At 48.2% G+C, this 14,633-nt stretch carries 16 protein-coding genes; 8 read left to right on the forward strand and 8 right to left on the reverse strand.

From position 1 onward, the window contains the following. Positions 1-44 precede the first annotated feature (44 nt). Positions 45-236 carry a YwbE family protein gene (locus tag SIC45_RS15115; RefSeq protein ID WP_319632797.1) on the forward strand — a complete coding sequence of 64 codons (192 nt, stop codon included), beginning with the start codon at positions 45-47 and terminating at the stop codon, positions 234-236. A 173-nt stretch (positions 237-409) separates the two neighbouring features. Beyond that, positions 410-958: a GNAT family N-acetyltransferase gene (locus SIC45_RS15120; RefSeq protein ID WP_319632798.1), complete on the forward strand. Its 549-nt coding sequence runs from the start codon at positions 410-412 to the stop codon at positions 956-958. A gap of 135 nt (positions 959-1,093) precedes the next feature. Here the strand turns inward: SIC45_RS15120 and SIC45_RS15125 are convergent, their stop codons facing one another. Together SIC45_RS15125 and SIC45_RS15130 are read right to left on the reverse strand one after the other, a co-directional pair. Then, on the reverse strand, positions 1,094-2,227 hold the full coding sequence (locus SIC45_RS15125) for an alcohol dehydrogenase catalytic domain-containing protein (RefSeq protein ID WP_319632799.1): 1,134 nt from the start codon (positions 2,225-2,227) through the stop codon (positions 1,094-1,096). A 92-nt stretch (positions 2,228-2,319) separates the two neighbouring features. Continuing rightward, positions 2,320-3,378: a sulfotransferase gene (locus SIC45_RS15130; protein WP_319632800.1), complete on the reverse strand. Its 1,059-nt coding sequence runs from the start codon at positions 3,376-3,378 to the stop codon at positions 2,320-2,322. A gap of 130 nt (positions 3,379-3,508) precedes the next feature. Between SIC45_RS15130 and SIC45_RS15135 the strand changes: the two genes are divergently transcribed. From SIC45_RS15135 to SIC45_RS15150, 4 genes are all read left to right on the forward strand, one after another. After that, complete coding sequence (locus tag SIC45_RS15135; protein ID WP_319632801.1) at positions 3,509-4,117, forward strand: hypothetical protein; 609 nt, start codon at positions 3,509-3,511, stop codon at positions 4,115-4,117. 83 nt (positions 4,118-4,200) lie between these two features. Continuing rightward, complete coding sequence (gene rpiA, locus SIC45_RS15140; protein WP_319632802.1) at positions 4,201-4,884, forward strand: ribose-5-phosphate isomerase RpiA; 684 nt, start codon at positions 4,201-4,203, stop codon at positions 4,882-4,884. A gap of 47 nt (positions 4,885-4,931) precedes the next feature. Beyond that, the gene (locus SIC45_RS15145) at positions 4,932-5,468 is read left to right on the forward strand and encodes a macro domain-containing protein (protein ID WP_319632803.1); all 537 of its coding nucleotides are present in this window, start codon (positions 4,932-4,934) and stop codon (positions 5,466-5,468) included. A 178-nt stretch (positions 5,469-5,646) separates the two neighbouring features. Further along, positions 5,647-5,967 carry a hypothetical protein gene (locus SIC45_RS15150; RefSeq protein WP_319632804.1) on the forward strand — a complete coding sequence of 107 codons (321 nt, stop codon included), beginning with the start codon at positions 5,647-5,649 and terminating at the stop codon, positions 5,965-5,967. A 38-nt stretch (positions 5,968-6,005) separates the two neighbouring features. On the opposite strand, the gene SIC45_RS15155 is transcribed toward SIC45_RS15150, so the two are convergent. The 5 genes from SIC45_RS15155 to SIC45_RS15175 form a co-directional block, all read right to left on the reverse strand. Continuing rightward, positions 6,006-6,905 (reverse strand): DUF5996 family protein, encoded by a 900-nt coding sequence (locus SIC45_RS15155; protein ID WP_319632805.1) that lies wholly within the window; start codon positions 6,903-6,905, stop codon positions 6,006-6,008. 54 nt (positions 6,906-6,959) lie between these two features. Continuing rightward, positions 6,960-7,367, reverse strand: coding sequence for a VOC family protein (locus tag SIC45_RS15160; RefSeq protein ID WP_319632806.1), 408 nt, complete (start codon positions 7,365-7,367; stop codon positions 6,960-6,962). 22 nt (positions 7,368-7,389) lie between these two features. Further along, positions 7,390-7,815: a VOC family protein gene (locus SIC45_RS15165; RefSeq protein WP_319632807.1), complete on the reverse strand. Its 426-nt coding sequence runs from the start codon at positions 7,813-7,815 to the stop codon at positions 7,390-7,392. Positions 7,816-7,870: 55 nt separating this feature from the next. Then, a complete protein-coding gene (locus tag SIC45_RS15170) occupies positions 7,871-8,671 on the reverse strand; it encodes an AraC family transcriptional regulator (RefSeq protein ID WP_319632808.1) in 801 nt (266 codons plus the stop codon). 159 nt (positions 8,672-8,830) lie between these two features. Continuing rightward, a complete protein-coding gene (locus SIC45_RS15175) occupies positions 8,831-10,186 on the reverse strand; it encodes an aspartate aminotransferase family protein (protein WP_319632809.1) in 1,356 nt (451 codons plus the stop codon). A gap of 222 nt (positions 10,187-10,408) precedes the next feature. Here SIC45_RS15175 and SIC45_RS15180 point away from each other — a divergent pair, with 222 nt between their 5' ends. Next, positions 10,409-11,656 (forward strand): MFS transporter, encoded by a 1,248-nt coding sequence (locus tag SIC45_RS15180; protein ID WP_319632810.1) that lies wholly within the window; start codon positions 10,409-10,411, stop codon positions 11,654-11,656. Here the strand turns inward: SIC45_RS15180 and SIC45_RS15185 are convergent. Then, positions 11,644-11,949, reverse strand: coding sequence for a hypothetical protein (locus SIC45_RS15185; RefSeq protein ID WP_319632811.1), 306 nt, complete (start codon positions 11,947-11,949; stop codon positions 11,644-11,646). The two genes, SIC45_RS15180 and SIC45_RS15185, sit on opposite strands and share 13 nt — an antisense overlap. Before the next feature lie 399 nt (positions 11,950-12,348). Between SIC45_RS15185 and SIC45_RS15190 the strand changes: the two genes are divergently transcribed. Further along, positions 12,349-14,529, forward strand: coding sequence for an ATP-dependent Clp protease ATP-binding subunit (locus SIC45_RS15190; protein WP_319632981.1), 2,181 nt, complete (start codon positions 12,349-12,351; stop codon positions 14,527-14,529). Positions 14,530-14,633 lie beyond the last annotated feature (104 nt).

The following is a 14,633-nucleotide window of genomic DNA, read 5'->3' on the forward strand; positions in this document are numbered from 1 at the left end:
CGTCTGCTATAATAAAGCATCACCCTTGAAAGGAAGGACATAATATGGACGGCACAAAACGTAAAGATGTTACCCTAGGAGCAGAAGTGGATATTGTTTTAAAAAAAGACCAGCGGAGCGGGACGCTGACCCGGGGTATCGTTAAAGATTTACTCACTAATTCCCCGAGCCATCCGCACGGCATTAAAGTCAGGCTTGAGGACGGCCAGGTAGGACGCGTCAAACATATTCATTAAATTCGCAGCATCCTAAAGCTCCTCTCTCTGCTCAAAGAGACGAGGGCTTTTTTCATTTTAGAAAAACACGTTTTATTATATTAATATAATAAAATTAAAGCATCTTCTTTTCGTTTTAAACGGGAGCGCTATAGAAAATAGAATATTTCTGTATGAGCAACAGGAGGTATAGAATGGAGCTTCAGCAAAAAAGCAGAGGAACGGAGCGTTTAATTCTTCGTCCGCTGCACCCGGATGACTTTGAAAGCTACAGGCAGGCACTCTCCGAACGGAAACCCTCCCAGCATTTATACGATCCCGGGAGACCGGAAATCAGCCGTTTAACTAAACCAAAATTCATGGATATGATTCAGCAGAGAAAAAAGATGAAAGAAACGGACAGCACTTATGTATACGATATTTTTCATAAAGACGGAAATCACCTGGGCCATGCTGATATTACTACGTTAATACGTGAAGAATTCCAATGGGGCATGCTCGGCTATATGATTCATAACCAGCACTGGAATCGGGGCTTTGGAAAAGAAGCCGTACAGGAGATTCTATGCGCTGCCTTTGAAGATCTGCACTTTCACCGGATAGAAGCTCACATTAATATCGATAATTATCCCTCCATCTCTCTTGCAGAAAAAGCTGGGATGACATACGAGTGTGTGCGCCGGAGATTTATTCACGAAAACGGGGCATGGACAGATAATCTGGTCTACTATAAAAATGCATAATACAATGTTTCACGTGAAACATTGTATTTTCACCCTGATAAGCAATATTAAAAAATCAGTGATCATTTTTTTAACATAATAAATGCGGAGCCTTGTAATTTTTACAGGCTCCGCATTTATTATATTAGAATTATTTTATGGCTTTAAAATCACTTTAATATTGCCATCTTCTTTTTCATCAAAGATGCGATAGCCTTCAACTGCATCCTCCAAAGGAATTGGATGGGTAATAATGTCCGTTGGATCGAATAGTTTGTTTTCAATCATCCGGTAAAGGCTTGGCATCATATGAATGACCGGAGCCTGTCCCATTGTAAGGGCCACGTTTCTTGTGAAGAAGTCACCGATTGGGAATCCATTGGCTTCGGTGCCGTAAACGCCCGTCAGCTGCACGACTCCGTTTTTCTTCACAGACTGGGAAGCTGTCACAATTGGACTGATGGTGCCAAACTGGTTGTCGCTTTCGGAGCCAAATGCTGTATCCGGCGGTACGGTGCCATCCATGCCTACACAGTCAACGACTACATCTGCCCCGCCTTTCGTGTCTTCATGAAGCAGTTTGCCTATTTCTTTTGTCTCGCTGAAGTTATACGTCTCCACATTGTTTGTTCTTCTCGCATGCTCGAGACGGTGCGGCACCTGATCGACAGCGATGACGCGGGAAGCGCCTTTCATCCATGCAAACTTCTGAGCCATTAAACCGATCGGCCCGCAGCCTAAAATAATGATCGTATCCCCATAAGTCGCTCCGCTGTTTTCAATGCTCCAGAACGCAGTCGGCACGACGTCTGAAAGAAACAATACGCTTTCGTCCTTCAGTTCACTGTCCTCCGGCACTTTAAAGGAGGTAAAGTCAGCATACGGTACACGCAGGTACTCGGCCTGACCGCCCGGAAAGTTCCCGAAATCCTCAGAGAATCCGAACAATCCGCCCATTTCGGCGTGTGGGTTGGAATTGTCGCATTGGCTTTCCATCTGATGGGTGCAGTAATAGCATTCCCCGCACCCAATATTAAATGGAATAACAACGCGGTCTCCTTTTTTCAACGTTTTTACATCAGGACCGACCTCTTCTACGATCCCCATCGGCTCATGGCCGACAACGTAATCCTCCGGCGTCGGAATACCGCCTTTATATAAATGCAAGTCCGATCCACAAATACCACTGGCTGTAATGCGCACAATCATGTCATCGCTGCGTTCAATTTTCGGGTCTGCAACTTCTTTGACTTCCATGTGTTCTTTGCCTTGAATCGTTACTGCCTTCATTATTTTAGACCAGCCTTTCATTATTTTAATCTGTGTCTGGAGTTACTGGTTTAAAATACTCTTTCCGATTATGCGCATTTGTAAACGCCTGGTTACGCATAGCCTAAATAACGAAGTGCCGGCCCTGTCGCTTCCTCCAGCGCAGATCTCTTCTCTACCGGGAGCTCCGGCCACGTGTCCGGCTTGGGATTAATTTGTGCGACACTTTTTTTTATCCATTGCTCGTTTGCTTCCTTTGACGCAGAGGGCGGATTTATAAATGTAATCAGGCGCTCGAGCTCTCTTTCCGGTGTTTCCAGCAGGTCTTCATACCGAAGCCAGTGCTGCTGAGTCCCGGGCAGTCCTTCGATCACACGACCTGCATGCAGCAGTGACTTTGAAATCCAGGACCCGAGCTCCTTGTACGGCATGTCCATCTGGCGCAGCTGTTCAATCTCAAAATAATCCGGATGCAGCCACCGGTAGGAGCCAAGCCTTTCAGCCTCCTTGGAGGGATCCGAGGGATCAGCGCCTGTTTCTTCCATCGCCTTTAAAATAGCTTTTCCCATCTTCATCGTCTGAAAACGGTTAAAAGCCACAGCAATTTCCCGGGGGTCCCGGTATAAAAAAACAAATTTGGCCTTCGGGAACATGTCTATTAAGTATTCAACTGCGTCTGTGGAAAATCCGGAACGTTCCACGCATGTGTCACCATCAAACCGCCGCTGCATCCACTCAAACAGGCGTCGGTACTGCCCCGGCAGCGAATCTTCCGGGAATGCCGGTACCACTGCTTCAAGCTCCTGGTACAGCTTGTCCGGTTCATTGGTCAGGTGAGGAAGGGTGATGGAGGCAATAGCCGGCAGCCCCGTTTTTTCGTTAAATAAAGTATTTTCCGTTCTTTCATAGAGTATTTCTTTATTGTGTAATCCTTTCTTTTCGTACGGAGCCAGCCGTACTGGCTCCTTTTGGGCGAGCAGCTCCCAGAAGTCACTGCCTGTCCATGTTTGTTTTTCGAATCCCTTCCATTCTTCACCGCTGATCCCAAAATTATAATGAACAGAAAGAATCAATTCAGACAGACTCACAAGTGCAGGGTGAAGACGAATGCAGTTGGAAACAGCTGTGGAGCCGCTCCTCCCGGTCGAAATGATAAATACTGGTTCCGTCATTGAATACACTCCTTTTAGTCGCAATATATTTTATCTTTTCTCTACCCTCTTTTACCGTAATTATGACGTCTTGTTTTTCTTTTGGATTATTTTGGTACAATAGCAGGAAATGGAAAAAGGAGGCTCCCCTATGCTTTTTCATTATCATCACTGGACGCCTTACGTAGAACAAACTGAATCATTTTACGCACGACTGGGATTTCGCGTCTCCCAGCGCATTGGAAAATACAATGGCAGCTATCAATCCTTTGACCCTCCGCTGAATTGGGATGACTTCCGCGGCAGGCCAATCATATTCCGTATTATTGAAATGCGCAGAGGCGCCGTCAATATTACATTTGGCCAGGGAAAGCGGGTCATGTTTGACCATATCGGCTACCTGGTAGATGAAAGCCGGCTCGAACGTATTTGCCACCGCGCTGAGACCGCGGGACTGCGTATTCAGCGCGGAGAAAAAAGAACCTTTATTTCCACCAGTCATTCGTTCCGGGTCGAGCTGCAGACACACCAGGAGGCGGTTGACGAGATTGACAGTTCCTTCCGGCTCCAGAGCCTCAGCATTGAAACTACTGCGGACGGTCTTGAGCAGGAAATCAATCAGCTGCTTCACCCTAACCCTTCCGGCGTACAATCTCTGATCACTCACCGTCATGCTCTTCATTCAGCCAGAATACCAGCCCCTGCTTTTAAAGAAGCTGTCGACCCAAACGGGGTCAGGCTCATTTCTGACGGGAGCTGAAGCTGCAGAACACAGTTCTCAGGTTTGGCGGGACACAGAAAAGGAAATAGCCTGCTTAAATACATCCTAAAGGAGCTTTTTTTATGTCCAGGGCACAGCAAAAACAAGATGCAGCAGCAAAGGCTGTCGAGTATATTCCAGATAATTCTATTGTCGGCTTGGGCTCCGGATCCACTATGTACTGGGTCATGCAGAAGCTTGGAGAACTTGTCCAGCAGGGAATGCACCTCCGGGGTATTCCTTCCTCCCCTGCTACAGAGCAGTGGGCAAAGGAATTTAACGTACCGCTCGTATACTTCTCGAGCGACATGACGAAAGCAGATATAGCCCTTGACGGGGCAGACGAGATCGACCCTGACTTTCATATGACTAAGGGAGGGGGTGGTTCCCTATTAAGGGAAAAAATTATTGCCGACGCAGCAGGTAAGCTGGTTATTGCTGTGGATCAAAGCAAAATTGTCCAACAGCTTGGCTCCTTTCCACTGCCAGTCGAAATCACGCCCTTTGGATGGCAGAAAGCAGCACGTGATATTCAATCGCTGGGCTGTGATCCCGTTCTTCGCCGCGACCACGGCGACCCATTTGAAACAGACAACGGCAACTACGTGCTCGATTGTGATTTTCAGCTGATCGAACGGCCAGAGGAGCTGCATCACCAGCTGATTCAGCTGGTCGGCGTCGTAGAAACAGGTTTATTTGCTGATATGGCAGATATCGTCATTGCAGGCACGGACGGCGGAGCTGAAACGTTCGAAAAGAAACGGTAAAGCGACCCTTATAATTCCATTAAAAAACCCGGGAGGCGTTAGCTTTTATGCAGACAAAATATCAGGGGATCACCATCGAATCTGTCAAAGGCGATATTACAAAGCAGGACGATCTCGCAGCTGTAGTCAATGCCGCCAACGCTCAGCTTTTAACCGGTGGAGGGGTTGCCGGTGCCATTTACCGGGCTGCCGGTCCAGAGCTTGGCGAGGCGTGCAAACCGCTGGCCCCTATTTCTCCCGGGGAGGCAGTGATTACGAAGGGATTTGAAATGCCAAACAATTATATTATTCACTGCCTCGGGCCAGTTTACGGGGTCGACAAGCCTTCTGACGAACTTCTTCGTGCCTGCTACCTTAACGCCCTACAGCGGGCCGAGGACAAGGGCATTACAAGTATTGGGTTCCCGGCCCTTTCCACTGGGGCCTTTGGCTACCCGCTTGATCAGGCGCTTGAAGACTTTATGCCTGCCTTTTTGGACCAGCTTTCCCAGGCTGCTTCTGTTCAGCATATCCGGTTTGTACTGTTTAGTGATAAAGATGCTGCTTCCTACGAAAAATACATTCAGGAGGCCGTTTCCACTTAAGCCTGCCAGGGTCCGGGGTCTACAGCAGTGGATACCTATTTTGCCCGGCTTATGATTCACGACTATTCAACTGCAAAGGCATGGATCCAACTTTTGGTTTGAATTTGCTTCTGTTGGTTACGTTTCATTTCAGGGAGGGAATGTAGAAGCATACCTTCAACTGAAAGGAGATTCATCTATGAAAAAATTCTTTTCCGTCATCGGACTCGCAGCTTTATTTATTACAGGAGCAGCAGTCCCGGCGCAGGCTTCTGAAACCCCAACGACTGTTCAGCAGGAGCAGAAGCAGGAATTCACCCCTTATGAAGCACTCCAGACAGTACGCGATCAGGAAGGCACAGACGCAGAATTAAAAATCGATCAATACCCTTCGGTCAGCGAAAGCGGCCAGGCTTTTTACCAGGTACAGGCACTGGACCTTTCCCTTATTGAACAGGGCGACGACGGACTGCTCCAGACGTACCGTGTATATGAAGACGGCCGCGTTCTTACCGTATAAACATCAACCCCGTGCAGCAGGAGCCGCACGGGGTTTCTCTATTGAATGGTTGGAGGCTTTTTCATCAAAAGCGGACGGTAAAAGTATTCCTGGTCCCTCCATCCGAGTTCTTCATGCAGTAAAGCAAATGTGGTATGGAAAAACCTCTGTATTGCCTTTTCGTCAAAGTCATTTGTAAGTGGCAGAAAATATTCGCTCGCGTGCTGATCATAATAAGCGTCTTCAGGCTCAAGCGCCGGACTGTTTAAATCCTTCTGCTGAAAAGGGTATGGCAGAACGAAAAAAGCAGGCACAGCTGTCTCATCATCACCTAGCCAAAATCCAAATTCGATAAACTGTTCGTCAAAAGCAGCCTTTTCAATCGTTTTGTCTTCCGGAAAAGGCTCCGGAATATTTTCCACGATGAGTGTCGAGACGTCGAAGGTGCCCCAGAATAACCCCGGTTTGATTTTACGGCACCTGAGCGGCCCGATAAAAGCCAATTCCTCCCGATACGCTGCCTGCATCATTTTAAGCCCCTTCATGGCGGCCTCTGCATCGTACCGTTTGTGCACCTGGTCTTCCGGGAACGATACTGTCACCGGCATTTCCTGTGGTTTGGGATGAATGTGCACGTGAATCCCTGCCTGGTGAAGACAGCTGAAAATCCATTCGTAATACGTTTGAATGGACGTGCCGTCCTCAAGCCTTCTAGTTTCCAGCGCGTCCTCCACTGCTACCAAAAGCCGGCTGTTCCGAATGTCTATTTCAAGCTCAAATGCTTTGTGCTCTTTAACAAGCATGCCTGTAGAGAATCCATTCCGGGTAACCTCAAGCATCACATGCTCCCACTGCGGCTCCTGCGGCGCTGTTTCAAGCCGTATCTTCCCGAGAATCTGGGAGAGAAGCTGCAGGGTTAGCTTTGTTTCCTTCCATTCCTGAAAAGGCATGATTTCCATAAAAGCTGCTCCTTTCTTCCGGAGGAGACTGTTGTTGCTACTGATGTCTTGCTGCTACACTGCGTTTTCATCCATATACATGACCTCCCAGAGATGACCATCAATATCCTGAAAGCTCCACCCGTACATAAACCCTCCGTCCATCGGTTCGTTGGAGGGACGCCCTCCTGCATCCAGCGCCTTTTGGACAATCTCATTGACTTCTTCTTTGCTGTCTGCAGAAATGGCCAGAATCGCTTCTGCCTCCCTGCTGGTATCCGCGACATTTTTACTGGTAAAGGTTTGAAAAAACGCTTCCTGGAGCAGCATGACATACATACCGCTTCCAAGTATCATGCACGCCGCATTTTCATCCGTGAAGCGCTTATCAAACGAAAAGCCGATCGTTTGGAAAAACTCCATCGAAGCCTCAAGGTTTTTAACCGGAATGTTTACAAATATTTGCTTTGTCTGCAAAGCCATTGCATCTGCCCCTCCTTTTTAGTCACTTCTCTTCTTCGTAAGCAACCACGTGCCACACCACACCAAACTGGTCCTTCAACTGCCCGTAAGCCGGGCTGAAAAACGTTTCTGCCATCGGCATGATTACTTCCCCGCCGGCTTCGAGAGCGTGAAATGCTTGTGCTGCCGAGGAAGCGTCACTCATGCTGAGTGCGATCGACACCAGACTTCCCGACGCTTCCAGATCGGGGCTCTCAGGAAAGGTATCTGAGAGCATCAGCTCCATATTACCGATTTTTAAATAAGCATGCATAATGAGTTCTTCAGCTCCAGGTGGTATTTCCATTCCTTCGACCTCTGCATAGGTCTGGCTTCCAATAACTTTTGCCTCCAGGGCTTTTTCGTAAAAAGCGACCGCCTCCCGAGCCTTTCCGTTAAAAGTGAGGTACGGATTCATTCCGGTAATCATCGAACTCCCTCCTCTATTTCATGATTACCTTCACTATAGCACGGCTGCTTCTACCCTATTTCTTTTCGATTGCTGTTCCAGCCTGGCGCTTTAGAAAATTATTCATTAACAGCGACAATGATATGAGAATGGGAGGATCATCGAGGCGCGGCGGGTATAAATAAACGTCTCTTTTTTCTTCTGCAAGCGACCCGTCTATATGACACGGCTCTTTTGAGCGTGTGCGAAGCGTGTGATGAGGGATAAGAACATCGGTCGCCTTCATTTTCCAGGCTACTGATGTCGCCATCACATAATACACACCCGGCTTCACTCCGGAGATACAGTATTCTTCCGAGGCATCGCACAATGTGCCATGCAGCGGCACGCCCTCCGGTATCGGCCGGGGGAACAGTCCGATCAACACAAAGCCTTCAAAAGGGTTTTCACTGTAAATATTGCCTTTGACACATGTTTCCGCCGAAGAAAAAACCGGCTCTGCCCAATGGCGGGCCTTTCTTAACGAGGACAAAGATTCCTCTGTAGGAGCAGCTGATGCACGAAAAACTCCCGGCGTCATTCCTACCCTCGAGGCAAAGCTTGTGGTGAACGTTCCTACGCTTTGCTGGCCGATCTCCATTCCAATGTCACGTATAGGAAGAGCTGTTTCAAGCAGCAGCTCCTTTGCCCTCTGCAGCCGGAGAGCAGACAGGTAATACAGCGGCGGCACCCCGACACTCCTTTTAAACAGGCGCGAAAAATGATACGGACTATAGGCAGCCTGAGCGGCCAGTTCGGCAAGATCCAGCGGTTCGTGAAGGTGTTCATGCATGTACGTAATGGCGTCATGAACAGCCGGCGAATATGAGTGCTCCATCACCTTACCTCCTGCCCTTCGGCCCGTTATTAAATACATTCCAGTTGAAACGAAAGATTCCTGATATTAATTATATCAGAAAGCGCTTTCATAAAGGGTTAAAAATTGAAATTCGGCTGCAAAAATGCCCCCGCCCAAAGGCAGAGGCAAGTCTGTATTTTATGCGGGATTCACCGCAGCTTTTACGTGCTTTTTCAGAGTCGTAATGAGCAGCTGAAGATCTTTATCTTCGATGTTCAGCGGCGGGGAAAGGGTTAAAACATTGTTATGGTGCCTGGCAATATCAGATGTCTTTCCAACAATGACTCCGTCTTTTTTGCAGCCTGCAAGAATTTGCTTCACGAGCTTTTCCGGTGCCGCCTTTTTAGTCGTTTTGTCTTCGACAACTTCAATGCCGGCCAAAAGTCCACGTCCACGTACCTGTCCTACGTAGGGAAGGTCTTCCAGCTCCTTTAACGCCTCCAGGAGCTCCCTCCCCTTTCTCTCCGATCGTTCAACCAGCTTTTCCCGCTCCATGATTTCCAGGTTTTTCACTGCTGCTGCGCAGGCTGCTGGGTGGCCGCCGAACGTGTTCACATGGCGGAAGTGGTCGTAGGCTTCACTGCCGGTAAATGCCTGGTACATATCCTTTCGCACGGCGGTTACAGACAGCGGCATATATCCGCTTGTGATGCCCTTCGCCATCGTTACAATATCCGGCTTTACATCTGCGTGCATAAATCCAAATCGCTTCCCGGTCCGTCCAAAGCCACAAATAACTTCGTCGCTGATTAAAAGAACGCCGTATCGGTCACAGATGTCCCGGACCCGTTTCATATAGGAGGCTTCTGGAATCAGCACCCCGCCGCCGGTTATGATTGGCTCCATAATAACCGCCGCTACCGATTCTTCCGCCTCCCACAAAATAGCCTGCTCAATTTCATCTGCACAAGCCAGGCTGTACTCCTCATCGCTCTGGCCTTCCGGCTTCCGGTACGGGTCCGGCGGCGTTACATGCACAAATCCCGGCGGCAGCGGCTCGTAACGGTATTTCCGCTGCGTCTGTCCTCCTGCCGCCATTGTGGCAAGCGTGCTTCCGTGATAGGTGCGGTAGCGTGATATAGTTTTATAACGACTGCCTTCACCTATTTGCTGAAAATATTGACGCACCAGCTTCAAAGCAGTCTCATTTGCTTCCGATCCACTGTTGGAAAAGAAGTACATGTAGCCGTCACCGAGCCATTCATCAAGCTTTGCGGTCAGCTGCACAGCTGGAGTGTGACTCTGTGTTAAAGGATAGAATGGAAGCTTCAGCATCTGTTCATACGAAGCATCAGCAATTTCTTTCCGTCCGTATCCGACATTTACGCACCAGAGACCAGCCATGCCATCAAGGTACTCCCTGCCGTCCACGTCTGTCACATACGAACCGTCCGCTTTCTCTACAACCATTCCTCCTCCCGGGCTATAAGGCCTCATGGCATGCCAGATGCTTTCCTCATCTCTTTTCTTCATCTCTTCCGGTTCCCAAGTCATCAAAGTCACCCTTTCCCTTAAAATGTCAGCGCATACAAAATGCTGTCTACCGTGATCTTCTCACGTCCGCCCTGAAAAGAAAAGACTCAGGGAAAAGGGAGCTTAAAGCCAGAGTCCGTGATTTTCATGTTTTAAAAGATGCAGGAGACACATTGATAATATTTCCATATTTAGGTATTATCTTTTTTATACTTCATTATTATTGGAAAAGAGAGATCTGCGTTGACTAAATTCCAAGGACTCCACACAAACATTAAAATACGTCTTATTACTGATTTTTCTATGGAATTTGTATTGATGGCCATTCTTCCGTTTATGGCAGTGTATTTCAGCAGTCATCTTGGAGCCGGCACCGCCGGGCTTTTGCTCGCATTTACTATGGCCGCTGGCATCGGAATTGGTTTATGGACCGGGCATTTATCGGACGTCATCGGCCGAAAGCGTATTATTGTTACTGCTCAGGGGCTGCAGGTATTAAGCCTTGGTGTTATGGCACTGGCAAGCTCTCCCTTATTTGAATCTGTATGGCTTACATTTGCAGCTTTTCTTACCGCTAACGCTTGTTTTAATGCCGCCGATCCACCATCCGAAGCGATGATTATCGATTACAGCTCTGAAGCAGAACGCCCTTACGTTTACCAGATTGCCTACTGGCTTGGTAATGTAGCTTACGCCTTTGGGGCAGTTATTGGCGGACTGTTTTTCGAAAGCGGGCGCTTTTATTTATTTGTTGCTTTATTTCTCGTGAGCATATGTATTTGGTATGTCGTTGCCTTTAAATTAAAGGAAAAACAACAGACCGCTTCGTTTCCAGAAAAATCCTCCCGGAAGGTTCAGGTACCACTCACTATATGGAAGCGGTACGCAGCCGTAATGAAAGACCGCCGCTTTCTTTTCTTTTTGATAGGGACCGTGTGTATTGCCAGCCTGGAATTTCAGCTGGATAAATACGTGGCCGTGCGTCTGGACGAACAATTTCATATGGTGCTGGGAGGGTTTGAACTCACGGGCGTACGAATGTTCAGCCTTATCATGTTCATTAACACCCTCGGCGTTGTATTCTTTACTATGCCGGTTTCGGCCCGGGTTTCTTCCCTCGATTATAAAAAAGTTCTGGCCGCCGGTCTCGGCATTTATACTGTCGCCTTTGGTTTTTTCGGATTCAGCACTTCGTTTTTAGTCCTCCTGCTGGCTGCTGCAGCCTTTACTTTGGGGGAGATCATTTATATTCCCGTCCGCCAGACGATCCTCGCCGGCATCGTTCACGATGATTCACGCGGTTCTTATATGGCAATGGAATCAATGATGTATAATACCGCTCTTCTTCTCAGCAGTTTTATGCTTACAGCAAGTGCCGTCATTCCTGCTGCTGGAATGTCGACACTGTTCATACTCCTGGGAGCTGTTGGCTTTATCAGCTACCGGCTCTGCCTTCCATTAAAAAAGAGCAGACAAGCTTATGCTTCCTGATCCCCGTGCCTTCGAATCATTATCCGCTCATTTTTCGGCCGGTGCAGCTGGACTGTAAGCGAGGGGATATCCACACGGAGCAGTGTCCACCGGAACAGCTTTACCTTCAGCTCTCCGGCCACGGTCACTGCTTCCACCGGATTCCCGTTTTCAACTTTTCGTCCTCCCTCCACCGAATGCACGCGCCCAACAGAAAACGTTCTTCTCGGCACCGGGCGGCTTTCTCCAAACAAATGACGGGGTTCTGATAGCCTATACGTTTTGGCGGCTGAACGCTTTTTATTGTTTCTCATTTGGCACCGTCCCTTCTGAAAAGCTTTGTTTCTTTTCCTTTCCCTTTTTCCCAGATAATCCTTCACTGCTTTTACCTTCCCCCACTCGATATTTTTTATTGGTCAGAAATGTTTAGACTTTCGCAAAAACGTTAATACATTCTTTACTGTTTCTCACAATTAATGATCAAGCATATTTCTTGAATTTCTCTTCTCCATTTCCTACTATAGTGGTGTAAATCAATTGGTCAGAGAAAATCAAATTTATTTCTTGCATTATACAGAAAGCGGGTATATAATACTGTTACAAGGTCAAAGATAGTCAAAGTCAACGAAATAATTCTGACCTTACGAAGATAAATATGAACGATGCACACGTCAAAAATACTACTTTAAAATAAGGAGGTTCGGTTCAGTATGATGAGATGTGAACATTGCGAACAGCGTCCAGCACGCATTGAACTGAACATGAATGTTAATGGAAGTCATCAAAAAATGCACCTGTGTGAACGGTGCTATAGAGAAATCCGTCAAAGCATGAATCAGCCATCCGGCCAGGGCGGCTCCGGCGGCTCCCAGTCCCCATTTGACCAATTCTTCAACAATATGATGGGCGGCGGAGCAGAACAAGGCTCCAGCCAGGGTCAGGAACAGGCTCAGTCTGGCGGCGGCCAGAGCGGCGGCCTTCTTGACGATTTAGGTAAAAACCTGTCTGACGTTGCACGCGCCGGACTCATTGACCCGGTCATCGGCCGCGATAAAGAAGTCGAACGAGTCATTGAAACATTGAACCGCCGCAATAAAAACAATCCGGTTCTGATCGGTGAACCGGGTGTCGGTAAGACAGCCATTGCCGAAGGCCTCGCCCTCCGCATTTCAGAAGGCGACGTACCAAACAAACTGAAAAACAAGAGCATCTACCTGCTCGACGTCACCTCCCTCGTAGCAAATACCGGGGTGCGCGGACAGTTTGAAGAACGCATGAAACAGCTGCTGAAAGAGCTGCAGGAACGTCAGGACGTCATCGTCTTTATTGATGAGGTTCACCAAATCGTTGGTGCAGGTTCGGCAGAAGGCTCTTCAGACGCCGGCAATATTATGAAACCGGCACTGGCCCGCGGAGAAATTCAATTGATCGGTGCAACTACGCTTGCGGAATACCGTAAAATTGAAAAGGATGCAGCACTTGAACGCCGCTTTCAGCCGGTCATGGTGAACGAACCAAACCTCGAAGACAGTGTAGCGATCCTAAAAGGGCTGCAGGCAAACTATGAAAAATTCCATCATGTAGCTTTTACTGATGAAGCGCTTGAAGCCTGCGTTAATTTATCCAACCGCTACGTACAGGACCGGTTCCTGCCGGACAAAGCAATCGATTTAATGGATGAAGCAGGCTCCAAAATAAATCTCGCTCACAGCGACGATGACAGCGAATCCCTGCAAAGCCGCCTCGAACAGATTGCTGCGGAAAAAGAGCGTGCTACTCAGCAGGAGGATTACGAACAAGCAGCTAAGCTTCGTGATGAAGAGGCCAAGCTGCAGGAGCAGGTTAAGGAAGCCGAACAAAACGGCAATATTCAAAAAGAAACGCCAACCGTTGATGTAGAAACGATCCAGATGATCGTGGAAAATAAAACAGGCATTCCGGTTCGCCGCCTCCAGCGTGATGAACAAAAGAAAATGCGCGATCTGCCTGAACGTCTGAATGCAAATGTGATCGGACAGGAAGAAGCAGTAAGTAAAGTCGCGCGCTCGATCCGCAGAAATCGTGCCGGTCTTCGCCGCGGCAGCCGTCCAATTGGGTCCTTCCTGTTTGTCGGCCCAACCGGCGTCGGGAAAACAGAGCTGTCCAAAACCCTCGCTTCTGAAATGTTTGGCGACCCTGAAGCAATGATCCGCCTCGACATGAGTGAGTATATGGAAAAACATTCTGTTTCCAAGCTTATCGGTTCACCACCGGGATATGTCGGACACGATGAAGCCGGCCAGCTGACAGAAAAAGTGCGTCGGAAGCCATACAGCATCATTCTTCTGGACGAAATTGAAAAAGCTCACCCTGATGTGCAGCATATGTTCCTGCAGATCATGGAAGACGGCCGCCTGACTGACAGTCAGGGACGCAAGGTCAGCTTTAAGGATACAGTCATCATTATGACTTCAAACGCCGGCTCGCAAATGAAGCGCGTGACGGTAGGCTTTGGAGACAAAGACCAGGTAGAACCAAAAATCATGGAATCCCTCAGCGATTATTTCCGTCCGGAATTCCTGAACCGTTTCGACAGCATTGTAAGCTTCAAAGAACTGGCTCGCGAAGATCTTGTTACCATCGTAGACCTCATGCTCAAAGACATCTTAGAGGCAGCCAGCGAGCAGGGACTGGATGTTACCGTTTCTGAGGATGCAAAACGCATGCTGGCCGATCAAGGCTATGATCCTTCGTTCGGTGCCCGCCCTCTTCGCCGCGTAATCGAAGAAAAAGTAGAAGACGGCATTGCTGATCTCATGCTTGAAGAGGAGGATGTGCAAAGCATTACTATCACGGTGAACGACAATGAGATCCAGGTAGCCAATGCACAAACATCCGCCTCCGCCAAAGAATAATTCTATAAAGGAAAGCCCTGCGGCAGCTGCTGCAGGGCTTTTTTTATACTTAAGAACATCTATGATGAACCCTTTTGTTCCACGTGGAACATTTTTTGTTTTCA

Origin of the sequence: Marinococcus sp. PL1-022, assembly GCF_033845285.1 — a bacterium.
Taxonomy (GTDB): Bacteria; Bacillota; Bacilli; order Bacillales; family Marinococcaceae; genus Marinococcus.